This is a genomic window from Bacillus cereus group sp. BcHK124 (genome assembly GCF_027712065.1).
GTDB lineage: Bacteria > Bacillota > Bacilli > Bacillales > Bacillaceae_G > Bacillus_A > Bacillus_A pacificus.
This window is the reverse complement of sequence record NZ_JAQFPJ010000017.1, coordinates 42,418-67,161: the sequence shown is the minus strand read 5'-3', so window position 1 is coordinate 67,161 and position 24,744 is coordinate 42,418. Positions and strand designations below refer to the sequence as shown.

The following is a 24,744-nucleotide window of genomic DNA, read 5'->3' as shown; positions in this document are numbered from 1 at the left end:
CATGTGGGCCCATTTAAAAAGAGATAAGTATTTCATAATTTGTATATCCTTTTTGTTTCTATTAATCATAGTAAGCATCGGAAATTCCATATTTTTTGATGGGAAAGTTCGCCAAACATCTATTCTATATGATGAAAGTGGTAATGTACAAGCGGCACCATTTCCCCCTTCTTTCACTTTTCTGTTAGGTACGGATATGAAGGGATTTGATTTATTACATAGAGTAGTAGATGGAGCGAAATGGACCATTGGTATATCGTTGTTGATAGCATTTCTACGAACATTTATCGGGCTAGTAATTGGATTATTCTTCGCTTTTTATGTAAGAAAAAGTTTTAAGACACTTGAAGCTCTCTTTGATTGTTTTACAGTTGTTCCAATGACCCTCATTGGTTACTTTATTCTTGATACAGTACTGCGTTTTCAAAATGGGTCTCCAGTTCCCTCTTTCTTTGAACGAGCATCCTTTGAAATCATAGTCTTAGTCATTCTCGCTTTACCCGTTCTTATATTTTATTTTGCAAAAGAGACAAAAAAGATACTGAATGAAGAATTTATAGAAGCTGCTACAATATTAGGAGGAAGCAAATTTCATCTCGCTATAAAACACATATTTCCAAATATATTTCCTATTCTAATCATTGTCATGATGCAACAATTTGTACAAACTTTAATCATTTTCTCTCATTTTGGTATTTTAGAATTATTTTTTGGTGGTACAATTCTTTTCTACGGAAATGAAGTTGAGTCAGTTAGCAATGAATGGTCAGGTTTAATTGGTCTCTATTTTCGTTCCCTCTCTGTTCAACCTTGGATTCCAATGGTTCCTATTACATTTTTCATCCTGACTATTATTACAGCACATATTATGCTACAAAGGATACAATTAGCATTTGAAAAACGACACATGAAACAAACATCTCAAGAACCAATAGAACAACTCAATACTTCTAATTTTACACAACAACTCCCCGCTAATTCATTTACACTCTATGATGACAAATAGTATTGGAGAAATATATTCCTATAGGGGAGCTTAAAACATCTTTTTTAGTAAAAAGGGATATTTATATGAAGAAAAAACTAGAGATATTGAAAAAACCTAAAAGAATTTTCATCTGAGACAGCAGAGGAAATGGATGGTGAAAATTAAATGAAAAATAAATTGTAGAAAGAAGAGCTGATATCAGCTTTTCTTTTTTATAAATATCTTATATATAAACAGTTAAGGGGGAAAATATAGTATTTGCAACGTACAAATATGATGAAAATAATGTAGGACGGATTTGTTTATGATTTAAATAATAATCATGTGCATGATATGAATCTTCGTAATGAACTTGGAGAACCAATTCAATTTGGTACTTATTATAGCCGCGGATCTGTTATGTATTTTCAGATGGATGATAGGCTGTATTATATTGATGTACTTAATATGTGAGGGAATAATGGAAAGAAGGCAAAATGTATTAGAGTGTTAAATTTGTAGGAAAAGAGTTGGAATTATGCACAATATTATTATAAAAAAATTGGAACCCGTATATGGAAAAGATACAAAAACTGTAAGGACAGGAACTAGGGTGTTTGGAAATGTAGATAAAGTTAATTGGATGAATGTAGTGAATCCGCCGCTTAGTAAAGAAGAAATTCAAGTATTTGAAGATGAGATGGAAACTGTATTTCCAGAACCATATAAATACCTACTATCTCTTATGAACGGAAGCTTTTTGGCAAATTTAGTTCGTATAGCAGGGCAGCCGAAAATTGGTGGTCTTTCTGATGAGGAAGAATATTTTCAACCGTTTGATTTGTATAACTTTCAACAACTATATGCTTCTAAAAAAATTCCTGATTCATATTTTGTCTTTGCAGATTCAATGGATTTGGGCACAATATATGCTATTAGCGAAGAGAATAGAGTATTAGAATTACATTTAAGAAATAAGAAAGTTTTACGAGATTTAGGAACTATGGAAGAATGGTTGGATTTATTATTAGAAGAAGCGGTGCGTGGTTGAGTGTGATAGAAAAGGAATGTATACGATAGAAGGAGTAACGAAATGGATATTTACGATTTAGCTGATGGTGTAGATTCAAAAGAAAAACTAGTAGAATTCTTATTTTACCTTCAAAAAGATTTCAAAGAAAATCAAGGAGATTGGGAGAATATAACGTTAGCCGATTACTGAGAATCGATGGAAGCATGGCTAAATGATTGTGATGGTGTTTTTCAAAATAAAGGCGTTAAAATATAAAAAGTGCACCCAACAATCTGGGTGCATTTTTTCATAACCATTATATATTCCTCCTCATCAATTCCCCAACTTGCGTCGCAACGTACTCAACATCATTATCAATTTCATCCAATACGTAAGATTCCAAAATGCCCATGACAGCTGTTCCTAAAAACTTTAAAACGATTTGTTTATCAATGTTTTTATTTACGGATGTATTTGTGTTTAATTTTTTTTCTAGTTCACCCATGATGAACGTTAGGAACTTTTTCTGAAATGATAATGTGCTGTTGCTTCTAAATAACGATGCGAAAAATGGTTTGTGTTCTTTGAAGTATTCAAACCATATGACAGTTCCTTCTATATAGCCTTTTGTTTGTTTTATATCACATATTTCTCTTAATTGATTTAAATGGTCGTCCACAATTTTGTCTAATAAATTGTATTTATCTAGGTAGTGTAGGTAGAAAGTTTTTCTTCCGATGTTTGCTTTTTCTGTAATATTTTTTACTGTAATTTCGTCAAAGCCATCTTCAATTAGCATTTCGATAAATGCGGATTGAATGGCGTTTTGTGATTTTATAATTCTTCGATCGATTTTCTCCATATGGTGTTCCTCCGTTATTGATACACATATTTCGTTATGTGTGTATTATCACCCAAATGCGTAAATGTGGTCATTGAAACAAGTGGTTGCTCGCTTTATTATAAATATACACGTGAGTATTAACTCTCACAAGTGTAAATGAAAAATAAAATAAGGGTGGTTTTATATATGGCAGTTACGAAGAGAAATGTTCATTTTTATGCAAGAGGATTACGAGTTGCAGGTATTTTAAATATTCCTGTAGGTGCTGAGGAAAAGAAACAAAATGCAGCGATTGTTTGTGTGCATCCAGGTAGTAGCTGTAAAAATCAAACGGCAGGATTATATGCAGAGAAGTTAGCAGAACAAGGTTATGTAACGCTTGCGTTTGATGCATCGTATCAAGGTGAAAGTGAAGGTGCACCGAGATATATGGAAGAACCAGCTGCGCGCGTTGAAGATATTCGCTCAGCGGTAGATTATTTGACTACTCTTCCTTATGTAGATGAAGAACGTATCGGTGTGTTAGGTGTTTGTGCGGGCGGTGGTTATGCGGTAAATGCTGCGATGACGGAGCGCCGTATTAAAGCAGTTGGCACAGTTGTAGGTGCAAATATCGGCCGATTAAATCGTGAAGCTGATCCAATTGGGGTGTTAGAGGCAATTGGTAAACAACGTACTGCTGAAGCACGCGGAGCAGAGGCGATGATTACAAACTGGATTCCTAAAAATGAGGAGGAATTAAAGGCGGCAGGTATGACGGATATAGATATTGTAGAAGCAGTTGAGTACTATACAACACCGCGAGGGCAAAGTGTTAACTCTCCAAATAAGTTAAACTTTACGAGCATGGGATCGGTAATTGGATTTGATGCGTTCCATTTAACAGATACATTATTAACACAGCCGTTACAAATTATTGTCGGCAGCAAGCAAGGCGCATTCGGTTCTTATAAAGATGGTCATGAGTTGTATGAGAAAGCAGCTTCAGAGAAAAAAGATTTACTTGTTGTGGAAGATGCGAGTCATTATGATTTATACGACCAACCAGAACCAGTAAAAATTGCAGTTGAAAAATTAACAAGTTTCTATAACGAAAATCTGTAAAAGTAATTTTGTTTTGAATTGCACCTCTAATTGTTAGGTTTGCATCTAGCAGTTAGAGGTTTTTATTATGAAGATTGCTGTGCTTAATATTTACGTTAAACGTGCATAACAAGATATAATAGAAGAAATCAAGAAGGAGGCTGGCTGTGAAAAATCTTCGTTATTTCAATATATTTACTATGTTACTTGTATATACACTACTCATGTTTTACATCGGCTGGAACGGTTGGGTTTGGCTTCATGCGGTGTTTGGCTGGGAATCTTGGGGGTATTACGCTTTCGTAGTCGGATTTATTTCATATGCGTACATTCTCGTGCAAGTGTTTAAGTTCTTGCCATTTCTACGAACGATAGGGTCGATTTGGTTTGCGGTCATACAATATGCGCTTATGCTGTTGCCCTTAGCAAATATTACGGTCTTTCTTTTACAGTTTACAGTGGAGAAAGAAGTGGCAATTATTTGGACAGGAACGGCCGTGTTACTTGCGTTTATCTTTATTTTTGCATATGGAGTATTCAACGCATATAGTCCAGTAGTTAGGAAGTACGAGGTGCACATACCGAAAAAAGTAGAGGGACGTAAAAGCTTACGCATTGCGATGGCTTCTGATATGCATTTCGGTAAATTATCTGGCGTGTCGCATTTAAAAAGACTTGTCCGTCATGTAAATGAGATGGAGCCTGATATTATTTTACTGCCAGGTGATATTATCGATGACCATCCAGGCGTATTCATTCAAAAAAATATGGGACAAATTATGAAGCAAATGAAAGCTCCATTAGGCGTATATGGTGTGTTAGGAAACCACGAATATTATGGACGAGCGGTTCCTGAATTTTTACAAGAGATGGATAAGATTGATATTCGTATTCTGTTAGATGAAGTGATTACAATTGAAGATCAATTTTACCTCGTTGGAAGAAGAGATAAAACAGAGCGAGATCGTCAAAGCTTTGAAAATCTAATGAGTACGGTAGATAAATCTATGCCAGTTATTGCAATGGATCACCAACCATTCGAGTTGAAACAAGCAGCGGAGGCTGGCGTCGATTTACTACTATCCGGCCACACGCACCGCGGACAAATGGCGCCGAATCATATTGTAACGAGAAGAATGTACGAATTAGACTGGGGATACGCACAAAAAGGTGCATTCCACGCGATTGTTTCTTCTGGTTTCGGATTCTGGGGACCACCGCTTCGACTTGGAAGTAGATCTGAGATTGTGCAGGTGGAAGTTACGTTTGAATAGTGGGATAAGGAGAAAAGGGCTGATTAATAAAAATCAGTTCTTTTCTCTTTCATTTAGAAGACGCTGCTGAAATAAAGGGGGATTATAAGTGATTATATCAGATGTTATTTACGGTGAATTTAAAGTGGATCCAGTAGTAGAAGAATTAATTGCAAGTAAGTCTGTGCAAAGACTAAAAGGTATTCATCAAAATGGCGCAAGCTACTTAATAAATGAGAACTGGAATGTAACGCGCTTTGATCATTCAGTTGGTGTTATGTTGTTAGTGAAAAAACTAGGTGGTTCAGTAGAAGAACAAATTGCAGGTTTACTGCATGATGTATCACATACTGCTTTTTCTCATGTGATTGATTATGTTTTTGATAATAGAAATGAAAGTTATCATGAAGAGATATTTGGCTCTGTTGTGAAAAACTCAGAAATTCCAGTGATTCTTTCAAAGTATGGTTATAACTATGAAGATATTTTATTAGATGATTCGAAGTGGACGTTACTCGAAAGGTCAGCACCAGAATTATGCGCAGACCGAGTGGATTATACGTTACGAGATATGTATACATATGGGTATGTTTCTTTAGAAGAAGTTCACAGTTTTTTAAAGGATGTCATTGCTGTAGATGGGAAAATGGTTGTTCAAAGTATCGAAGTAGCAGAATGGTTTACAGAAACGTATTACAAAGAAGTAATCGATTTCTTTATGAAACCAATGAATATTTACGGAAACGACATGTTAGCGAAAACGCTAAAGTTAGCTCTTCATAAAAAGGTTATTCATGCAGATGACTTTCTTCTTGAAGATGATCAGCTTATTTCGAAATTGCAGCAATGTAGTGAGCCAGAAGTACATGTTTTATTAAGAAAAATTCATCCGAATGTAAACGTAAAAGAAGATAGAAACGATTATGATTTGTATCAGAAAAATAAAGTCCGTCTTATTGATCCTCCGTTACTTCGTGAAGGTGAAGTTGTTTCATCGTCTGTTGTGTCGGGAAAAATAAGACAGATGAGCGAGATCGCTTATGAAAAAGCGGTGAGAGGGATGTATGTGAAAGTGATTTCGGATTAACAGAAAGAAGGTATCATCACATAAGATGATACCTTCTTTTTATTCATCTAATATTTTCCACTCATTTCCCCAGTCCTTCATCGCGTCAAAAATAGGACGGAGTGTTTCCCCTTTTTTTGTTAGTGAATATTCCACGTGAGGTGGCATAGTTGAATAGATTGTTCTCTTTATAATATTTTCTTGTTCAAGTTCTTTTAAGCGAAGAGAGAGTGTGCGTGGGCTAATGCCACTTAGACGTCTTTCAAGCTCAGCAAAACGTTTAGGACCATAGAACAAATCTCTTAAAATTAAGAAAGTCCACTTACCACCTATTACAGACATTGTTTTTTCAATGGGGCATTTTAATAAAATTTCTTCATTTATATTTTCCATATAAACACTCCTTACTATATAAAAGTATAGGTACTATATAAAAAATCAGTACTTTTATAAATGAAGTACTTTCTTTATTATAGTTCTAAAGGAATATATAGGTAAATTACTAATTTTTGAAAGGGGAGTAAGCAATTGAATGGGGTGGCTAGTAGAAATTTAGATGTTCAAACAAAAGAGAGATCAGGTATCGTCATTTTAATAACTTTGGCAATGGGTTTTATTATGGCTACGTTAGATGTGACAGTAGTAAATGTTGCGGTGGTAAATATTCAGGAAACATTAGGAATGACATTATATAGTTCAGCATGGATTGTTGATGGATATATTTTATCTTTTGCGGCATTATTACTCGCTGGAGGGGCATTGGCTAACCAATATGGAGCAAAAAATATGTATATGGTTGGTTTAATCATTTTTGTATTCGCATCTCTTTTATGTGCGATTGCCACAAATGGGAACACCCTTATTATCGGCCGGGTACTTCAAGGTGTTGGAGCGGCTTTATTTATGCCAAGTTCACTTAGTTTATTAGTAGTATCATTTCCAGATGAAAAGAAGAGAGCTAAAATGTTTGGGATATGGTCGGCAATTGTCTCTATCGCCTCTGGTACAGGTCCTTTTATTGGTGGTCTTTTAGTAAATACATTTGGTTGGCGGAGCATTTTTATTATAAACCTTCCAATTGGGGTTATCGGTGTTCTAATGGCCTTTGTAATTATTCCTAATGTATTACCGAAAAAGGAGAAAATAAACGTATTAAATCATTTAATCGGTATAACTACAATAACATTATTAGCTTTTACTCTAATTGAAGGTCCAAGTTATGGATGGTCCTCGCCTCAAATTTTAGGAGGAGTAGTGGGAACGGTATTGGCTGCTATTCTCTTTGTTTATGCAGAACGAAAATCAAAAAACTCGGTTGTACCAAGAGTATTGTTCCAAAATGAGACGTTTACCTCAGCGAATATAGTTGGATTTCTAATAAATTTTGCTTTATTTGGCGGCATATTTATGTTTGGACTCTTTTTACAAAAGGCATACGAAGCAAGCCCGTTTGTTGCAGGACTACAATTATTGCCAATGATGAGTGTATTTGTTATTGGAAATGTATTATTTGCAAAAATGGTAACTAAGTTTGGTTCAAAATTGCTATTACTCATAGCGTTATTTATAGCTAGTATAGGATCTTTATTATTAATGCTTGTAGTAAATAATGTGAGTTATATAGGAATTGCAATTATTTACAGTGTTGTTAATCTTGGAATCGGTATAGCAGTACCTGCCATGACTACAATTGTGATGAAATCTGCTGGTCGTGAAAATGGAAATATGGCTGGGGCAACTTTAAATGTAAATCGTCAAATTGGTGCATTAGTTGGTATAGCAATTATGGGAATCCTTCTAAATGAATCATCAAGTTGGTATAGCGGAGCAAGCTATAGCTTTTTAGTTATTGGGCTTTTCTATCTATGTGCAGCATTTTTAGTTTTAAAGTTTGTGGAGAGGAAATAAGATAGAAAAAGGAGAGCATATCTTTGCTCTCCTTTTCCTCATTAATAATCAAACCAATTCCAGACCTCAATATCTCCAAGGGTCGCATAACGAACGTGCGGCGAGTTTTGTAATTTTAATAACTCTTTTGACGGGCCAGTAATGACCATGCCGTATACTTTAACGCCGTTATCTTTTACATACTGATAGCGCTTATCTAATTTTAGTTCTTTCTCAGGAATTATAGCTATTTTACTTACCGTTTCCGTATGTGTAGAAAGAATACGCATCATTTCGATAACTTTATCTTCTGGCGTTTTCTGATTCTCTGTATCACTATCTAGGAATCTTATATGTTCTGGAAAGCCTATAGCTTCTCCGCCATGTAGGATGTGGTCTTCTACATTTGTTTTTTCTTGTCCCGTATCTAAAGCGTACCATAAAGGAGTTGGAGGGAGTTCTTGTGCTTCAAATACGTTATATAAAAGTGGTTCTAGCTCCTTTAAAGTGTAAGCTTTGTCAAAAGAAATTGCTATTTCTGCAACGGTTCCTTCATGTACTTTTGCAAGTGTATCCCATACCTTTTTTGAAGATTCCTTTAAATAATCACCCTGTTCTGTTTTTGGGTGAACAAAGAAGAGCTTTGGCTGATAGAATGTATTCATCCAAGAGTTATTTAGTACATTTACAGATGATAAGAAGCTACTCGTTTCTAATGTCCCGAGTGGTATTTCTTTTTTACCGACCGTTTTTACTACATCAAAGTGGCTGTTCGTACGGAAAAAAGCTTCTACACTTGTTCCACCGCCCATAACGCGGCTATTTGGCATAGTCGCTTCAAGTGCAAGAGAAGGAACACTTCTTATTTCTTTTAACCTTTTATCGTTATTAGATTGGAAATAAAAGGCGGATAATATTCCGCCGATTATATATATGACGATACAAATGGATAGGATGAAACCAAGCGTCTGTAATCGATGTTTCCACTTAATTTTCCAAAAAGGGACTTTAAGATCTTTTGGTGGTAACTTTTTCTTAACTGGCTCTGTTTTTGCGAGCAATTCATCCAAATGTGTTTCACACTCTTCGCACGTTTCTATATGACTTTCTAACTCTTCTTGTTCATCATGCGTGAGCGTTCCGTTTTCGTACTTCTCCCATAGTTTTTTAAACTCTGTACAACCCATCCGTATCACTCCTTTATGCTTTTCGTTTCTTTTCGTCCGCGGTGTAATTCAATTTTCACTTTCGCTAGTGAGAGACCAGTCATTTCTGCTATTTCCTTATACGAGAATCCGTAGTAATCTCGTAGTAACAGGACATTTCGTCTTTCGAGCGGAAGAGAAGATAAACCTTCTAACCAACTAGCAATCTCATGTTTTACGAAATAAGAGTGCTCTGTACTTGGCACGTTTGGTAAATGGAATTCTTCAATTTTCGTTGTTTTATATTTTTTCTCTTTTCGGTACCAATCGATAAAGGCGTTGTAGGCAATTGTAAATAACCATGGTCTAATTTCTTCGCCTTTATAATAGTCAATATGGACGAGCATTCGGTAAAAGGTTTCTTGCATGAGATCTTCAGCAAAATGAGAATCTCCGGTGAGGGAGAGAAGATAGCGAAATAAATCATGCATATGCTCTGTATAAATGTCTTCTAATGATTGTTTGCGTTTCACTAATTTCCCTCCCTTCATACATAACAACGAAATACATATAAAAAAGTTACATTTGTTTTTAAAATTATAGTAAAAAACGTCAAGAATTGGATAAGATTCTCTTTTATCATAATACATATAAGGCGGGTGAACAGAGATGGAAAGTTATGAAACACAAATTCAAAGATCCATTGATTATATTGAGGAAGATGTAATGGAAAAACAGACGCTGCGTAATTTAGCGCGTATTGCAGGTTTTTCTGAGTCGCATTTTCATCGTGTATTCCAGGCGTTAGTAGGTGATACGGTAATGGAGTATGTTCGAAAGAGGAGGCTAGCCCGGGCAGCTTATCAACTTTCTCATACGGATGAAAAAATTATTGATATCGCATTTGAGCATGGCTTTCAATCTCACGAAACGTTCACGAGAGCCTTTAAAAAATTATTTCAAATGACACCGAGTGAATATCGAAAGCAAGAAATAGAAACACCGATATATTACAGTGTGAATGTAAAGCAAAGAAAATTAAATCCGTATTTAGGAGGCATACAAATGGAATATCGTATTGTAAATAAACCAGAATTTTTAGTGGCGGGTTATGAACTGAAGACGACGAGTAAAGAAGGAAAAAACCATCAAGACATTCCAGCATTTTGGCAAGAATATTTACAAAAAGATCTTGGAACGACAATTCCGAATCGTAAAGATACGAGCCAATGGGTAGAGCTTGGATTATGTACTGATTTTAATTTAGAAACAGGGGACTTCACGTATATTATTGGAATGGAAGTTACAGACTTTGAAAATGTACCAGATGGAATTGCGAAGCGTACGTTCCCATCGGCTACATATGCAGTATTTACAACGCCGAAAGTTCCTCATGAAGAAATGGTATCGTCTATTCACCAAACGTGGAACGCAGTATTCTCAGAATGGTTCCCCCATTCAGGCTATGAACATTGCGGCGTTACAGAGTTTGAACTATACGATGAGCGTTGCCACGAAGATAAAAGTGAGTTCGCTCAAGTGGAACTTTGGATACCGGTGAAGAAAAAATAATAGAGTGAGGGCGAGTCATTGAGAAATGGCTCGCTTTTTTATTTCGTGAAATTTCAATTGGCGTGGGCGGAATCGTTGTTTTTCAGGAGCTTTGCATATAAGATGGGGTGCTATTGTTGTCGATTTTTGTCGGTAAGTCGATATATTCAGAAAATCGCTGATATATTTTGATTTGCGCCGATATATTTGAAAAATCGCCGATATAATTCGAGTTGCGCTGATATATTCGCAAAATCGCCGATATAATTTCATATACCGCTGAAACAACTCATAAAGATGGTCTACATCATTTCATATACCGCTGAATTCTCCCAGAATAGAAAAAAGAAAAGACGCCACATAGCGTCTTTTCTATGAACGAAACGGAAACACAAGTATAATTGTTGTTCCTTTTCCTAGTTTGCTATCGATAGAAATCGTTCCGTTATGAGCATGGACGAGCTGTTTCGTAATAGCGAGGCCAAGTCCCGTTCCGATGTTGCTTTCTTCTGTATTTGTTCCTCTGTAATATCGCTCAAATAGAAGCTCTTTCGTTTTATCATCCATTCCTTTTCCGTTATCGGAAATAGATAGTGTAAATGAATTTTCATTTTGCGAAAGTTTTACGATGACATTAGTCGTTTCGTTATTATGTTTTACCGCGTTTACGAGTAAGTTTTCGATAATACGCTGGAACCATTTTTCTTCAATGAAATATTGAATTTTGTTTGAGCTTGGTACGAATTCAATATTTTGATTTTGAAGTGTCGGATTATTAATGAATTGTAATAATACTTTTTGAACGAATTGATTCATTTCAATATTTACGTGTTGCGCAGGAAGACTGTTATTTTTTAATTGATACGTTAAGCTTAAATCATCAATTAATGTCGTCATATATTGAGATTTCTCTTTCATAACACTACCGAATTGTTGAATGTCACGATCAGTCCAGTTGTACTGCTTTGATTCTAGTAATAATGCGTAACCATATATAGAGCTTAGTGGTGTTTTTAAATCATGTGTGAGACCGGTAATCCATTCCTCACGTGTTTGCTGCAGTACTTGCCTCATCGCATCATTTTTTTTGAGTGTAATAGAAAGGTGCTCTAGTGAACTTGTAACATCTCGAAACAAGCGGAATGACCATTTTTCTTTACCAGATCGCCTGAATCTGATAGGTTTCCCTTTTTTACTAACAGGTTCTTCGTACTTTCCGCCAGCTATGTTTTTAAGCCAGCGCATCGCATGTAATAACGGTTTTCCAAATTTATTACCGTACCAAATAGAAAGAATAACTAAATAAACAAATACGATAAGAAGGATTAATCCGCATCCAATTAGAAACTTTTTAGTAAATACATCTTCTATTTCATCATCTGGGTAGTAGTGCTCATTTTTGGCAGTTACAACAAGGAGATGATTGCTATTTGTGTCATAAAAGCTAGACGTGTTTTCTTTATGATTCCACGGTTCTTTTTCACTAAGAGCGGCTTGTATAACAGAAAATGTTTTTTTCTTTCCGTTTGGATAGGAGAATACTTCTTCGCCAACGCTATTAAAGATTTGAAGTGTTGCTTTTTCTTTAGTAAGTAAATGCTGTTCTTCTTCTGTTAATGTGAACGAATCTGTAGATACAGAAGGGTGCGTTTTCTGGATTGTTTTTAGTAATTCATTGCTTTTTAACATACTGCCATAAATAACAAGCACATTCTTGTCTTCTAATTCAATTTCCCAATACGTAAATGTATAAGGGCTTTCTATGTGATTCTGTATATATGAGAATAAAGATGCCTTCGTATAAGATGTCGGTACGTCACTAGGTGTATTAAAGTGATAGAGAACTTTTCCGTTTTCCTCTACAACTTGAATCCAATCATTTTTCTCTTTCATTAAGTCTTTTACTTCAGTTTTTAACGAAATATCGCCATCTTCTGAAGAGATATATCTTGCAATCATAAAATTATCAGCATCTGGAATATTCGGTTCATATGAAGTACTAGTAACAAGAAAAATTAAATAAGTGAAAGCAGCTACTACAGCAATTAGTAATGTAACTAAAACAAATACGTGTTGCAGAATAAACTGGATAATGAGTCGTTTATTAAAATTCATATCGTCACCTTACTTTGTAATGAACTTATAGCCAAGTCCGCGAACGGTTTTTATATATTCTGGTTTACTTGGGTCTTGTTCAATTTTTTCACGTAGTTTTCGAATGTGAACCATAACAGTATTGTCATCGCCATTATAGGCTGGTGCTCCCCAAACTTTTTCGTATATTTCTTCCTTCGAAAATACATAGTTCGGATTCTCGCAAAAGAAGAGTAGTAGCTGAAATAGCTGGGCTGAACATTCGACAACATGTCCATTCACTGTCAGTTCTGCGGAATCGCGATCAATTGCAAATCTACCAAATGAACTAGAGTGTGCTTTTTGTTCATGTGTCATTACTTGCTTCATATGTCTTCGGAGTTGTGCTTTCATACGAGCTACTACTTCAAGTGGATTAAATGGCTTCGTAATATAATCATCTGCACCGTGTGCAAATCCAGATATTTTATCTAAATCAGATGCTTTAGCTGTGAGGAAGAAGATAGGGCAATCTGTTTTCTGTCGAATGATGGGACAAATATCAAAACCAGATTGTCCAGGAAGCATGACATCTAAAATAATTAAGTCGTAATCGTTTTGCTGCGTGAGAGATAAAGCTATTTCAGCTGATGTTGCAGTTGTAATATGAGAAAAACCTTCTTTTTCAAGAATGGTAGTTAGTAATTGTAAAATTGCTGTTTCATCATCAACGAGCAAAATATTTGCTTCATACATAAAAATCCCTCCTAATTTCCTCGAATATCATATCATCTTTCGGTAACTTATGGAATTTTTAAGGAAATTTTAAGGTTTTCTTTCTCAAAAAATTAAGAATCAAATGATATGATAAAAGTAACATAGGGGAGGAGATGAGTGTGAATCCGTTTCAAACGATGCGAGCTAGATATTTTTTAATTGTATTTGCACTATTAACTGTAGTTGCAAGAGCCAGTAATGAATTGATAGAAAATACATTTCATATGCAAAATTCTACTTTTATAAATATTCTTATATTCTATATCCTGCCGATTACGTGGATTTATTTTGCGTATAAAAAACACCGTGTTGCATTTTCATTATTTATTAATAGAAATGAAACATTTAACCTGGTGCAAGTTTTATACATTACGATCATGTTATGCGTGTTTAGTTATGGATATCTTATTTTGTACATGTATAGCTTTGCATGGATTACACCGACATTTATTATGAATGCATTACGTGAACCGATTATGGATAGCACTGGGGGATATGTTTATCAAGTTATTATGGTCGTATTCATTGCACCAATTATTGGGGAATTTGTTTTTCGTGGATTTTTACTGCAACGCTTCGCAGCAAAATGGGGAACGAGTATAGCGATCATTGTTGTAGCAATATTGTTTGCATTGTTACACGTTGATTTCCTAGGTGCAATTGTATTTAGCGTTGTACTATCAATCGTATATATTCGTACGAATAGTTTACTCATGCCAATTGCTATTCACATGTTAAACAATGCATTTGTAATCGGTGCTTCTTTTTTAATAAATAAAGAAGAGATAATGAGTTTTGCAGATTTCTCAAATTATACGACGTTCTTTCCAGGACTTATTATTTTTATAACAGGATTAAACTTAGTACTCATCTTTTTATTTGTTAACCGCAAATATTGGAGTAAAGAAATGCCCGCTATATATGTAGAGCAGGAAAAAAGCTTTTCAGACGTCGTGGGGAGTAAATGAGATCAAGAAGACGATTGGAAAAATATTGAAAGACATTATAGATGCTACGTCTATTACAGATATGTGTGATAAAAGCGTTTGTCATTGGCTTCAACCTGTAGTAGATACGATTGTGTTTCCGGAGTATTATTTGTTCTCTAGTAATCATTTAAAAGAAAATATTATTTCTCTTCTTATTGTGCTAGGGGTTTTACTAATATTTGGTCTAATAGTAGAAGAAATGATGAAGCGCATATTCAGAAAAAATGAAGAGAAGTATATGTGGGTTCATAAAGTATTCGAGAAAGTAATAGTGGCTTTCCTTTTGTTTTATAGTATGAAAACAATCATTTACTTTATAGCTTTGAAACATCATTCATTCTAAATTTGAAAGGGATGTATAAAATTATATGAATGAAACAATATCATCAAATAAGTTTTTTTATTTGATTGTGCTTAGTATAGTGCTAATAACGACAGTCAACGTTATTCTTCGCTGGGAGGAAGCTTATTTCTTTATGTATTTAGCACTTCATTTGCTAGGGATTTTATGTATTAGTGGCGGTGTAGTTGCTGAAAAAAAGAGTGAAGAAAGTGTTAATTATATGTGTGTGACCGGTCTTATTTTACTTTTAGCTGTACAAGGTATTATGAAATATAGTTCTTTTTCTTTACAAGATTTTAGCTTATTAATGGATATACTTCCTTAAGGAGGCACGCTATGTTATCTAAGAAGCAAATAGGATATGTACTAGTTTTAATTGGATTTTTTACGCTTATTGTAACGACTTTATTTTTTCAAGACTATGAATATATACGCTATATAAAAGGCGTTGGTTTAATATGTTGGGTTGTAAGTACGTTTCTTATCCCAGAGTATGAACCGAAGAAAGCGTCTAAAGGTAGGTAAAACTCTTCTATTTGTAGAAGAGTTTTTTATGTAAATAAAAGGCTCTCGAGCAATTCGCGTAATAAGCTTGTTCTAATTTAGCATGTACGAACTTACAATAATAATAGACAGGCAGCATAGAGGAGGGAATAGCGTGAGGAAGGTTATCGGGTGGTCGCTTTTTTTGTACGTTGGGTTTGCGTTATTTATATATTGGTATTTATTTGGATGGAATCATGAACTAATTCCTGACATGTACAAAGGAACGAGTGCAGATCCAGAAACGTTTATGAATGCAAGAGAGCTTACGCTAAGCCAAGATTATTCGCGCGTGAAAAATTTACTGTATTTTTTAGCGACGCCTCTTGAATGGATTATTTTATTATTTGTACTTGTGCTCGGTATTTCAAAAAAGTTTGAGAAATGGTCGAAGGAAACGACGAAAATAAGTGTCCTGCAAGTTGCGATTTATTTCTTTTATTTATCATTACTTACAACAGTTCTTGCCTTGCCGATGCAATGGATTAGCCGAAAAGTTTCCGTTGATTACGGCATTTCAACGCAAAGTACACAAAGCTGGATAAAAGATCATGTTATCGGTTTTTGGGAAAGTTATGCAACTATGTTAATTGTAGTTACGGTTCTTCTCTGGCTTATCCGTAAATTCCCGAAGAGATGGTGGTTAGCAGGCTGGGCACTCTCTGTTCCGTTTACAATCTTTTTAACATTCATACAGCCTGTCGTGATTGATCCACTGTATAACGACTTTTCGACGCTGAAAGATAAAGAATTAGAAACGAAAATTTTAGCGATGGCAGACAAAGCTGATATTCCAGCAAAACATGTATATGAAGTCAATATGTCGGAAAAAACGAATGCATTAAATGCCTACGTAACAGGAATAGGACTTAACTCGCGTATTGTAATGTGGGATACGACGCTTAAGCAATTAAAAGATAAAGAGATTTTATTTATAATGGCCCATGAAATGGGGCATTATGTTATGAAACATATATATTGGGGCGTTGCGAGTTATGTGTTGCTATCGTTTATAGGGATGTACCTCATTAGTCGTATTATCAATATGTGTATTCGAAAATGGGGAGATACGCTGCAAATTCCAAAAGCAGCATGTTTCTCAATTTTACCTTTATTTTTCTTAATTTCTTCTGTCCTCTCTTTTGTATCACAACCAGCAACAAACTACGTTTCTCGTATAGAAGAACGAGCAGCAGATCAATATGCTTTAGACATGACGAAGGACGGGAAATCTGGTGTAAAAACGTTTCAATATTTATCAAAAACGAGTTTAAGCCAAGTAAATCCTCCTGCGTTAGTGAAGTTTTTCTTATACACACATCCACCAATTTTCGAAAGAATTCATACGTTTGAAAAATATGAAAAGGAAAAGAAGCGGTAGTGTACTGCTTCTTTTTTATGCGTTATTCGAGTTTTGGAAAATTATAGTGTATAATATATGGAATATTCAGTGAAATGTTTAGGAGGTTAATATTTTGTTTCATTCAAAATCAATGCCGGCTATAAAAATGATCCTTTCGATGTCTATTTTCGGATCAATTGGATTTTTCTCTATTCAAACAGGTTTACCGTCTTTTGAATTAGTATTCGTTCGTTGTATTTGTGCGACTATATTTTTAGCATTATGTTGGCTCGTAACAGGACAATATAAAAGTGAGCAATGGAATAAAAAAGAAATCATGCAAATATTAGCATGCGGTGTATTTCTCGTTTTTAACTGGGTATTTCTATTTAAAGCGTTTGAAGTTATGTCGATTACAATTGCGATTTCAGTTTATCATCTAGCACCCATTATCGTATTAATGATTGGTAGTATCGTATTTAAAGAGAGACTTACAATGTTTGCTGTTTTGTCCATTGTCATTTGTTTTATCGGTACAGTGTTAGTGGCTGGAGTAGATGGAAGTCTATCACTTGAAAAACTGATGTCATCTGGCATGGTATGGGCACTACTTGCGGCACTATTTTATGCTTTTACCACTTTACTAGGAAAAGGAATTCAGCATACGAGCGCATATGCGATGACATTTTTACAAACGTTTTTAGGTATATTTTTATTGCTACCATTCGTAGATTTTGGCAAGTTTCAAGGATTAACAGAGATGAATTGGATGATGATTACAGCGACAGGTCTTATACATACTGGATTTGTATATTACTTATTTTTTGACAGTTTAAGAGATTTATCTACTAGAATGATTTCTGTATTAGTATTTTTAGATCCTGCGGTTGCAATACTATTAGATACCGTCTTTACTGGGTTTAGACCGACTAGTATGCAAGTAGTAGGGATTATCCTTATATTTGTAGGAATGGCATTTACTTTTCGAAAAACGAAGGATGAGGAAATAGCAGTAAAAGAAAAATTGTATTCGTAATTGTAAATAATTAGGTTTAATTGCATTTGAAATTTTCAGATTTATTGTATAATATAATTTGCAGGGAAATAAAGGAAAAGGTAGATGAGAGGGATGAAAAAGCTAGTAAAGATCGCGACATCACTAACTTTAATGGGGGGAATATTTGTAAGTGCAAATGGTGTGTCTGCAAATACAGATGTTATCCAAAAATCTAGTCCTAATATTATGATAAAGTTTGATGATGTAACAACAGATTATTGGGCATATGATGAAATTACAAATTTAGTATATCATCGCATTATGTATGGCTATGGAAATGGTAAGTTTGGGACAGAAGATCATATAACACGTGAACAAGCGGCGGCAGTATTGTACCGCGCACTTCATGTAAAAAGAAGTGCGACTATTGGAAATCCATATGGAGATATTAGTGCGAAATCAACCATGTTCCCTTACGAAATTTTACGCTTAACACAGCTTGGTATTTTTAAAGGAGACGAAAATGGGAATTTCCGTCCGAAAGATACATTGACTCGTGCAGAATTAGCACAAATTTTAACGAAAGCATATGAGTTGAAAACAAAGAGTCCACATACATTTACAGATATACCAGAAAATCATTGGGCAAGGGATGCAATTAGCGCATTGCAGTCTAATAAAGTAGCGGTAGGAACGGGAGATGGCAAGTTCCAGCCTGAAATGCTCGTTACACGTGGGCAATTTGCAAAGTTTTTACAACGATCAATTGATAATTCTCCAGGGAAAATGGAATAGATAAAGAGAAAGCTCATAATTTGTGGAAGAGGTATCTTTCGCTCATTATGAGCTTTTGTTAATAGAGAGGTTACTATTGTCGTATGTTGTAGTTAAGTCGATATAATTGCATTTTTTGTCTAGAAAATGAACTCTTAAAACGTGAAGGATTTCTTTAAAAAAAAGTAGAATATTTATATTATAGAAACACCTTTACATGAATACAGGAAAGAAAATTAGTTTGCGTACAATTCGGTATAAAAGTTGAAATTGAGAGCGAATTGGCTCTCCTTTAGTAGTGATTTTCACAATAATAGATTTTTTAAATGTAATATATTGCATAAATGGTGCAAAGGCAACATATGTAATATTGGAAAGGATTTCAGTCTATTATTTTCCGTTTTTTCAAATGGAGGTAAAGGGGAGAGGGCAATGAAGAAGAATATGTTACGTATAATGGCAACGGTAACTATTATGGGTGGTTTGTTTGTAAGTACGAATGTTCCAAACGTAAAAGCAGAAGAATATCCAGAAATGATTGTGTTTGATGATGTTCCAGTAAACTACTGGGCATATGACGATATAATGGATGTAGTATACAATAAAGTAATGTTAGGGTATGGAAATGGTAAGTTTGGTGTAGGTGATAATGTAACAAGAGAACAAGTAGCAGCAGTGCTGTATCGTACATTGAATTTGAAAAAGGAAGGACCTTTAAAAAATCCATACAAAGATATTTCTGAGAGAGCAACAATGTTTTTAGATGAAATTTTAGTATTAACAGAGCATGGTATTTTTAAAGGTGATGAAAAAGGAAACTTTAGACCAACTGCACCAGTAACACGCGCAGAAATGGCACAAATTCTTACGAATGCATTTACATTTGAGGTGAAGAAGAACCATACATTTAAAGATGTACCAAATAATCATTGGGCAAAAAATGCGATTAGTGCACTACAGTCTAATCATGTCATAGTAGGAACAGGAAATGGGAAATTTGAACCGAATAAAGTTGTAACACGTGAGCAATATGCAACGTTTTTAAATAAAGCTGTTTTTTATTTTCCAGTAAAAGATGAAGATTATGAATGAAAGTTAAAATATAAGGATGTTTAAATTATATTAATATAATATATATCGAGAAAAAAGCGCGGGAATTCCACGCTTTTTTCTTATTTAAAATTATTTGTAATTATATCGATTTTCTATTCGTAATTTAGTTTTTCGAATTTAGTGGATAAGAAGAGATTGAATAAAGTGACTTTTTATTGTTTAAATATACGGTTTAGTAACTTTATTATTAATAAAGTGTAAATAAAAGTATGTGAAATATAGTTCATAAATTAGACAAAACTCACATGAAAATTATATTGTTACGCTTCCATTAATTCTTTATATTAGAAAAAAATATGTTTTTTAGGGAGAGAATACTTTGAAGAAAAAAGTTTTAAAAGTAGCAACAGCTTTAACAATTATGGGTGGAGTAGCATTTAGTGCTGAAGGGACAACAGCAAAAGCTGAATTAGCTGCAAAGCCACAACAAGCAAGTCAGGCATTCTTTAAAGATGTACCAGCAGGACATTGGTCTTATGAAGCAATTCAAACTTTAGCAGAACAAGAAATTATGCTTGGTTATGGAAATGGTGTGTTCGGTTTTGGACATAACGTAACACGTGAACAAGTAGCCGCTTTAATTTATCGCACAATGGATTTCAGTGAAGTATTCGAGGAAGGCGATATTCTTGAAAATCCATATAAAGATATTAATGAAAGATCAACAATGTTCTTAGAAGAAATTTTAGTATTAACAGAATTAGGTATCTTTAATGGTGATGGAACTGGAAACTTTAGACCGAAAGATACATTAACACGTGCAGAAATGGCACAAGTGCTTACAGTAGCATATGAGTTAGAAGTAAAAGAAACAAAAGGATTTAAAGATGTACCAAAAGGACATTGGGCAGAAAATGCGATTAATGCAGTAGGTTCAAATGGTATTTCAGTAGGAGATGGCAAGGGTAACTTTGCTCCAAACATGAAAGTAACACGTGAACAATATGCGCAATTCTTATTTAAAACAATTTTTGAATAAATAATAGAACAAGAAGCTGGTGTTGTATAACACCGGCTTCTTTTTTATGTGTAAGACCGGTGGAAGAATACAGTTTTACAAAAAAAACGATTAAATTTTCAAAAAAAACTTCCTTTTCTGAAGATTTGTTATATAATATAAAACATAAAATCAAATCTGTTATAAAACAGTTTAAGAAGGGGATGCTAATATGTCGACGCAAACTTCACGGGTTACACTCGTGGGAGAAATGTTACCAGCGTACAACGAAATATTGACACCTGAGGCGCTTAGTTTTTTAAAGAAATTACATGAAAATTTCAATGAGCGCCGCATAGAACTTTTACAAAAGCGTGCGGAGAAACAAAAGAGAATTGATGCAGGAGAGTTTCCGAAGTTTTTAGAAGAAACGAAGCACATACGTGAAGCGGATTGGACAATTGCTAAATTGCCAAAAGATTTAGAGGATCGCCGCGTAGAGATTACTGGTCCAGTAGATAGAAAGATGGTTATTAACGCTTTAAATTCAGGAGCACATCTTTTTATGGCGGATTTTGAAGATTCGAATTCACCAACTTGGGAAAATGCAATTGAAGGTCAAATAAACTTACGAGATGCAGTAAAGGGAACGATTTCACATAAAAATGAAAACGGAAAAGAATATCGTTTAAATAGTAAAACAGCAGTATTAATTGTGCGTCCAAGAGGATGGCATTTAGAAGAAAAACATATGCAAGTTGACGGGAAGAATATGTCTGGTAGCTTAGTAGATTTTGGACTTTATTTTTTCCATAATGCGAAAGCTCTTTTAGCAAAAGGAAGCGGTCCATACTTTTACTTACCGAAAATGGAAAGCTATTTAGAAGCAAGGCTATGGAATGATGTTTTCGTATTTGCTCAAAAATATATCGGTATTCCAAACGGAACGATTAAAGCAACAGTATTATTGGAAACGATTCACGCTTCGTTTGAAATGGATGAAATTTTGTATGAGCTTAAAGATCATTCTGCTGGATTAAATTGCGGAAGATGGGATTATATTTTTAGTTTTTTAAAGGGTTTCCGTAATCATAATGAATTTTTACTTCCAGATAGAGCGCAAGTCACGATGACGGCGCCGTTTATGCGCGCGTATTCTTTGAAAGTCATTCAAACGTGTCACCGTCGTAATGCACCAGCTATTGGAGGAATGGCAGCACAAATTCCAATTAAAAACAATCCAGAAGCGAATGAAGCAGCTTTTGAAAAAGTGCGTGCGGATAAGGAGCGCGAAGCTTTAGACGGTCATGATGGGACTTGGGTTGCCCACCCGGGACTTGTACCAGTCGCGATGGAAGTATTTAATCACATTATGAAAACGCCAAATCAAATTTTTAGAAAACGTGAAGAAATACATGTTACAGAAAAGGATTTATTAGAAGTACCAGTGGGAACGATTACAGAAGAGGGTCTTCGTCTGAATATTAGCGTAGGTATTCAATATATTGCATCTTGGTTAAGCGGCCGGGGAGCAGCACCAATTTATAACTTAATGGAAGATGCAGCAACAGCGGAAATTTCTAGGGCACAAGTATGGCAATGGATTCGCCATGAAGGTGGAAAATTAAATGATGGTCGTAATATTACACTTGAATTAATGGAAGAGCTAAAAGAAGAAGAGTTAGCAAAAATAGAAAGAGAGATTGGTAAAGAAGCCTTTAAGAAAGGGAGATTCCAAGAGGCAACAACGTTATTTACAAATCTCGTTCGGAATGATGAATTTGTACCATTTTTAACATTACCGGGTTATGAAATTTTATAAAAAGTGAAAAGGGGATGGAACAAATGAAAAACGAAAGAATCGAGAAATTACAAGAGAGCTGGGAATTAGATACGCGTTGGAAAGGGATCACACGTCCATATTCGGCAGAAGATGTAATTCGCCTGCGTGGATCAATTGATATTGAGCATACATTAGCGCGCCGCGGTGCTGAAAAGCTTTGGGCGTCGCTTCATACGGAAGATTATATTAACGCACTTGGCGCATTAACAGGAAACCAAGCGATGCAACAAGTAAAAGCTGGGTTAAAAGCAATTTATTTAAGTGGATGGCAAGTAGCGGCGGATGCGAACCTTTCTGGACATATGTATCCAGACCAAAGTTTATATCCAGCGAATAGCGTACCTGCTGTAGTAAAACGAATTAATCAAACACTGCAACGTGCGGATCAAATTCAGCATATGGAAGGAAGCGGTGATACAGATTATTTCGTGCCAATTGTAGCAGATGCAGAAGCTGGATTTGGCGGACAATTAAACGTATTTGAGCTGATGAAAGGTATGATTGAAGCAGGCGCATCAGGTGTGCACTTCGAAGATCAATTATCTTCAGAGAAAAAATGCGGTCATTTAGGCGGAAAAGTATTACTACCGACGCAAACAGCGGTACGTAATTTAATTTCAGCACGCCTTGCTGCTGACGTAATGGGAGTGCCGACAATTATCGTTGCAAGAACAGATGCGGATGCAGCTGATTTAATTACGAGTGATATTGATCCGGTTGATAAAGCGTTTATTACAGGAGAAAGAACACCAGAAGGATTTTATCGTACGAAGGCGGGCCTTGATCAAGCAATTGCACGTGGTTTAGCATACGCTCCTTATGCAGACCTTGTTTGGTGCGAGACGTCTGAACCAAATTTAGAAGATGCAAAACGATTTGCGGAAGCAATTCATAAAGAACATCCAGGGAAATTGCTTGCATACAACTGTTCACCTTCATTTAACTGGAAACAAAAACTAGATGAGAAAACAATTGCGAGCTTCCAAAAAGAAATCGCATCTTACGGTTATAAGTTCCAGTTCGTAACACTTGCTGGATTCCACTCATTAAACTACGGCATGTTCGAATTAGCACGCGGCTATAAAGAGCGCGGCATGGCAGCGTACTCTGAACTACAACAAGCGGAATTCGCAGCAGAAAAACACGGTTACTCTGCAACTCGCCATCAACGAGAAGTAGGAACAGGTTACTTTGATGAAGTAGCACAGGTGATTACAGGTGGTACTTCATCAACGACAGCATTAAAAGGATCTACAGAAGAAGCACAATTTACGAAATAAAAGGAAGGGGCCCCTTTTTGAAGGATGCCCCTTATTATTTTTCGCACGATTCGAGAGTAAATGAAAATATATCAACGATTTTTCAAATATATCGACTTACCGACAAAAAAAGACAATATGATCAAATCCACTCAGCTCCATGATCACGAATAAACTTCATATCTTTTTCATAATGCTCTAAATGTCCTTCATCAATCATTCTTTGGAAATTCAAGTCGCCTTCTTGCGCTTTTCTTTTCATATACGTACATAACGCTTCTAGGCGTAGTAGTACCATTCCTAAGTAATCTTCGTCCATACTTTTCCCGTAGGACTGAACAAACAATTGCACTCTTTCTTTTATACGATCAGCATGTTGTGTTGATTCATAACGAATTGCCTCGCCTGATTCCGTATAATACACTCTACTTAAAGGCACACAAGTATAAAGCGTATAAGCGATATCCCAAATTCTTGGGCCAGGAGCAGCAACATCGAAATCAATAATACCTACTGGTTTCTCGTTATTAAATATAATGTTATATATGGCAAAATCATTGTGGCATAAAACCTCAATGTTATTTGGGGTATGGTCCATAGGTTTCCAATCATCTAATAACGGAAAGTCACTTACCGCATCATGATAAAGGCGAAGCATCTTTGCTATTTCTTTTAACACATCATTAGATCGCATATATTCTTTTAAAGGATAATTTCCAGCATCTCCTTCAATAAAAGATAAAGTCTCTCTATTTTTTTCATCTATACCTAAAAACTTTGGTGCGTAATGAAAACCTTTGTTTTCTAAATGCTGTAATAACTTATGAACTTTTGCACTGTCTGGCTTCAATTCTCGTCGAACAGTATTTTTAGAACGATATACGTTTGAGACGTTTCCCCCTGTAAGCTTTTCTTCTTTGGCGTAGTTTGACATGTGAAAATTCCC

Annotated in this window: 25 protein-coding genes and 1 pseudogene; 19 read left to right on the top strand and 7 right to left on the bottom strand. The window is 35.2% G+C overall.

All coding sequences use genetic code 11. The features are described 5' to 3' along the window. The first annotated feature begins 1 nt into the window (after position 1). The 3 genes and pseudogenes from PDK19_RS20735 to PDK19_RS27495 form a co-directional block, all read left to right on the top strand. Entirely contained in the window at positions 2 to 1,006 is a 1,005-nt protein-coding gene (locus PDK19_RS20735) for an ABC transporter permease (protein ID WP_270707943.1), read from the top strand. A gap of 499 nt (positions 1,007 to 1,505) precedes the next feature. Further along, positions 1,506 to 2,018, top strand: a complete 513-nt coding sequence (locus PDK19_RS20730; protein WP_270707942.1) for an SMI1/KNR4 family protein — start codon at positions 1,506 to 1,508, stop codon at positions 2,016 to 2,018. Positions 2,019 to 2,060: 42 nt separating this feature from the next. Next, positions 2,061 to 2,186, top strand: a pseudogene (locus tag PDK19_RS27495) (DUF7660 family protein); the annotation flags it as partial. Positions 2,187 to 2,295: 109 nt separating this feature from the next. Here PDK19_RS27495 and PDK19_RS20720 read toward each other — a convergent pair. Next, positions 2,296 to 2,841, bottom strand: coding sequence for a TetR/AcrR family transcriptional regulator (locus PDK19_RS20720; protein ID WP_270707941.1), 546 nt, complete (start codon positions 2,839 to 2,841; stop codon positions 2,296 to 2,298). A gap of 168 nt (positions 2,842 to 3,009) precedes the next feature. On the opposite strand from PDK19_RS20720, the gene PDK19_RS20715 reads away from it, so the two are divergent. The 3 genes from PDK19_RS20715 to PDK19_RS20705 all read left to right on the top strand — a co-directional run bounded on the left by PDK19_RS20715 (position 3,010) and on the right by PDK19_RS20705 (position 6,246). Next, positions 3,010 to 3,927, top strand: coding sequence for an alpha/beta hydrolase (locus PDK19_RS20715; RefSeq protein ID WP_270707940.1), 918 nt, complete (start codon positions 3,010 to 3,012; stop codon positions 3,925 to 3,927). A gap of 146 nt (positions 3,928 to 4,073) precedes the next feature. Further along, positions 4,074 to 5,180, top strand: coding sequence for a metallophosphoesterase (locus tag PDK19_RS20710; RefSeq protein ID WP_270707939.1), 1,107 nt, complete (start codon positions 4,074 to 4,076; stop codon positions 5,178 to 5,180). Positions 5,181 to 5,268: 88 nt separating this feature from the next. Beyond that, positions 5,269 to 6,246 (top strand): HD domain-containing protein, encoded by a 978-nt coding sequence (locus PDK19_RS20705; protein ID WP_270707937.1) that lies wholly within the window; start codon positions 5,269 to 5,271, stop codon positions 6,244 to 6,246. A 39-nt stretch (positions 6,247 to 6,285) separates the two neighbouring features. On the opposite strand, the gene PDK19_RS20700 is transcribed toward PDK19_RS20705, so the two are convergent. Beyond that, positions 6,286 to 6,618, bottom strand: a complete 333-nt coding sequence (locus PDK19_RS20700) for a winged helix-turn-helix transcriptional regulator (protein ID WP_270707936.1) — start codon at positions 6,616 to 6,618, stop codon at positions 6,286 to 6,288. Between the two features lie 135 nt (positions 6,619 to 6,753). Here PDK19_RS20700 and PDK19_RS20695 point away from each other — a divergent pair, with 135 nt between their 5' ends. Then, entirely contained in the window at positions 6,754 to 8,133 is a 1,380-nt protein-coding gene (locus PDK19_RS20695) for an MFS transporter (RefSeq protein WP_270707935.1), read from the top strand. A gap of 41 nt (positions 8,134 to 8,174) precedes the next feature. Here PDK19_RS20695 and PDK19_RS20690 read toward each other — a convergent pair whose 3' ends face one another. Next, entirely contained in the window at positions 8,175 to 9,299 is a 1,125-nt protein-coding gene (locus PDK19_RS20690; protein WP_270707934.1) for an anti-sigma factor, read from the bottom strand. 5 nt (positions 9,300 to 9,304) lie between these two features. Further along, positions 9,305 to 9,808, bottom strand: coding sequence for an RNA polymerase sigma factor (locus PDK19_RS20685; protein WP_270707933.1), 504 nt, complete (start codon positions 9,806 to 9,808; stop codon positions 9,305 to 9,307). A gap of 118 nt (positions 9,809 to 9,926) precedes the next feature. Here PDK19_RS20685 and PDK19_RS20680 point away from each other — a divergent pair, with 118 nt between their 5' ends. Next, the gene (locus PDK19_RS20680; protein ID WP_049112947.1) at positions 9,927 to 10,829 is read left to right on the top strand and encodes an AraC family transcriptional regulator; all 903 of its coding nucleotides are present in this window, start codon (positions 9,927 to 9,929) and stop codon (positions 10,827 to 10,829) included. A gap of 351 nt (positions 10,830 to 11,180) precedes the next feature. Here PDK19_RS20680 and PDK19_RS20675 read toward each other — a convergent pair whose 3' ends face one another. Further along, positions 11,181 to 12,923, bottom strand: a complete 1,743-nt coding sequence (locus PDK19_RS20675; RefSeq protein WP_262723008.1) for a sensor histidine kinase — start codon at positions 12,921 to 12,923, stop codon at positions 11,181 to 11,183. 9 nt (positions 12,924 to 12,932) lie between these two features. Continuing rightward, positions 12,933 to 13,637, bottom strand: a complete 705-nt coding sequence (locus tag PDK19_RS20670; protein WP_000272685.1) for a response regulator transcription factor — start codon at positions 13,635 to 13,637, stop codon at positions 12,933 to 12,935. A gap of 134 nt (positions 13,638 to 13,771) precedes the next feature. On the opposite strand from PDK19_RS20670, the gene PDK19_RS20665 reads away from it, so the two are divergent. The 11 genes from PDK19_RS20665 to aceA all read left to right on the top strand — a co-directional run bounded on the left by PDK19_RS20665 (position 13,772) and on the right by aceA (position 23,819). Continuing rightward, a complete protein-coding gene (locus tag PDK19_RS20665; RefSeq protein ID WP_000115762.1) occupies positions 13,772 to 14,626 on the top strand; it encodes a CPBP family intramembrane glutamic endopeptidase in 855 nt (284 codons plus the stop codon). A gap of 1 nt (position 14,627) precedes the next feature. Beyond that, entirely contained in the window at positions 14,628 to 14,990 is a 363-nt protein-coding gene (locus PDK19_RS20660) for a hypothetical protein (RefSeq protein ID WP_270707970.1), read from the top strand. Positions 14,991 to 15,015: 25 nt separating this feature from the next. Then, entirely contained in the window at positions 15,016 to 15,315 is a 300-nt protein-coding gene (locus tag PDK19_RS20655) for a hypothetical protein (protein WP_242294496.1), read from the top strand. Between the two features lie 11 nt (positions 15,316 to 15,326). Next, on the top strand, positions 15,327 to 15,515 hold the full coding sequence (locus PDK19_RS20650) for a hypothetical protein (RefSeq protein WP_074615152.1): 189 nt from the start codon (positions 15,327 to 15,329) through the stop codon (positions 15,513 to 15,515). Between the two features lie 133 nt (positions 15,516 to 15,648). Then, entirely contained in the window at positions 15,649 to 16,914 is a 1,266-nt protein-coding gene (locus tag PDK19_RS20645) for a M48 family metallopeptidase (RefSeq protein WP_001233282.1), read from the top strand. Between the two features lie 94 nt (positions 16,915 to 17,008). Continuing rightward, positions 17,009 to 17,911 (top strand): DMT family transporter, encoded by a 903-nt coding sequence (locus PDK19_RS20640; protein WP_074615150.1) that lies wholly within the window; start codon positions 17,009 to 17,011, stop codon positions 17,909 to 17,911. Positions 17,912 to 17,995: 84 nt separating this feature from the next. Next, entirely contained in the window at positions 17,996 to 18,667 is a 672-nt protein-coding gene (locus PDK19_RS20635; RefSeq protein WP_014893226.1) for an S-layer homology domain-containing protein, read from the top strand. A 411-nt stretch (positions 18,668 to 19,078) separates the two neighbouring features. Then, positions 19,079 to 19,738: an S-layer homology domain-containing protein gene (locus tag PDK19_RS20630; RefSeq protein WP_014893225.1), complete on the top strand. Its 660-nt coding sequence runs from the start codon at positions 19,079 to 19,081 to the stop codon at positions 19,736 to 19,738. A gap of 340 nt (positions 19,739 to 20,078) precedes the next feature. Beyond that, entirely contained in the window at positions 20,079 to 20,738 is a 660-nt protein-coding gene (locus PDK19_RS20625; RefSeq protein WP_014893224.1) for an S-layer homology domain-containing protein, read from the top strand. 190 nt (positions 20,739 to 20,928) lie between these two features. After that, positions 20,929 to 22,518 (top strand): malate synthase A, encoded by a 1,590-nt coding sequence (aceB, locus tag PDK19_RS20620; protein ID WP_000107332.1) that lies wholly within the window; start codon positions 20,929 to 20,931, stop codon positions 22,516 to 22,518. Positions 22,519 to 22,541: 23 nt separating this feature from the next. Further along, positions 22,542 to 23,819, top strand: a complete 1,278-nt coding sequence (gene aceA / locus PDK19_RS20615) for an isocitrate lyase (protein WP_000787356.1) — start codon at positions 22,542 to 22,544, stop codon at positions 23,817 to 23,819. Positions 23,820 to 23,940: 121 nt separating this feature from the next. On the opposite strand, the gene PDK19_RS20610 is transcribed toward aceA, so the two are convergent. Then, positions 23,941 to 24,732, bottom strand: coding sequence for a phosphotransferase (locus PDK19_RS20610; protein WP_000073781.1), 792 nt, complete (start codon positions 24,730 to 24,732; stop codon positions 23,941 to 23,943). Between the last annotated feature and the right edge of the window lie 12 nt (positions 24,733 to 24,744).

What these genes read in the sequence shown, in the direction of transcription:
- PDK19_RS20735 (WP_270707943.1), top strand. Translation starts at nt 2, where the DNA reads ATGTGGGCCCATTTAAAAAGAGATAAGTATTTCATAATTTGTATATCC.
- PDK19_RS20730 (WP_270707942.1), top strand. Translation starts at nt 1,506, where the DNA reads ATGCACAATATTATTATAAAAAAATTGGAACCCGTATATGGAAAAGAT.
- PDK19_RS20720 (WP_270707941.1), bottom strand. Translation starts at nt 2,841, where the DNA reads ATGGAGAAAATCGATCGAAGAATTATAAAATCACAAAACGCCATTCAA.
- PDK19_RS20715 (WP_270707940.1), top strand. Translation starts at nt 3,010, where the DNA reads ATGGCAGTTACGAAGAGAAATGTTCATTTTTATGCAAGAGGATTACGA.
- PDK19_RS20700 (WP_270707936.1), bottom strand. Translation starts at nt 6,618, where the DNA reads ATGGAAAATATAAATGAAGAAATTTTATTAAAATGCCCCATTGAAAAA.
- PDK19_RS20690 (WP_270707934.1), bottom strand. Translation starts at nt 9,299, where the DNA reads ATGGGTTGTACAGAGTTTAAAAAACTATGGGAGAAGTACGAAAACGGA.
- PDK19_RS20685 (WP_270707933.1), bottom strand. Translation starts at nt 9,808, where the DNA reads ATGAAGGGAGGGAAATTAGTGAAACGCAAACAATCATTAGAAGACATT.
- PDK19_RS20680 (WP_049112947.1), top strand. Translation starts at nt 9,927, where the DNA reads ATGGAAAGTTATGAAACACAAATTCAAAGATCCATTGATTATATTGAG.
- PDK19_RS20675 (WP_262723008.1), bottom strand. Translation starts at nt 12,923, where the DNA reads ATGAATTTTAATAAACGACTCATTATCCAGTTTATTCTGCAACACGTA.
- PDK19_RS20670 (WP_000272685.1), bottom strand. Translation starts at nt 13,637, where the DNA reads ATGTATGAAGCAAATATTTTGCTCGTTGATGATGAAACAGCAATTTTA.
- PDK19_RS20665 (WP_000115762.1), top strand. Translation starts at nt 13,772, where the DNA reads ATGAGTGTGAATCCGTTTCAAACGATGCGAGCTAGATATTTTTTAATT.
- PDK19_RS20655 (WP_242294496.1), top strand. Translation starts at nt 15,016, where the DNA reads ATGAATGAAACAATATCATCAAATAAGTTTTTTTATTTGATTGTGCTT.
- PDK19_RS20650 (WP_074615152.1), top strand. Translation starts at nt 15,327, where the DNA reads ATGTTATCTAAGAAGCAAATAGGATATGTACTAGTTTTAATTGGATTT.
- PDK19_RS20635 (WP_014893226.1), top strand. Translation starts at nt 17,996, where the DNA reads ATGAGAGGGATGAAAAAGCTAGTAAAGATCGCGACATCACTAACTTTA.
- PDK19_RS20630 (WP_014893225.1), top strand. Translation starts at nt 19,079, where the DNA reads ATGAAGAAGAATATGTTACGTATAATGGCAACGGTAACTATTATGGGT.
- aceB (WP_000107332.1), top strand. Translation starts at nt 20,929, where the DNA reads ATGTCGACGCAAACTTCACGGGTTACACTCGTGGGAGAAATGTTACCA.
- aceA (WP_000787356.1), top strand. Translation starts at nt 22,542, where the DNA reads ATGAAAAACGAAAGAATCGAGAAATTACAAGAGAGCTGGGAATTAGAT.
- PDK19_RS20610 (WP_000073781.1), bottom strand. Translation starts at nt 24,732, where the DNA reads ATGTCAAACTACGCCAAAGAAGAAAAGCTTACAGGGGGAAACGTCTCA.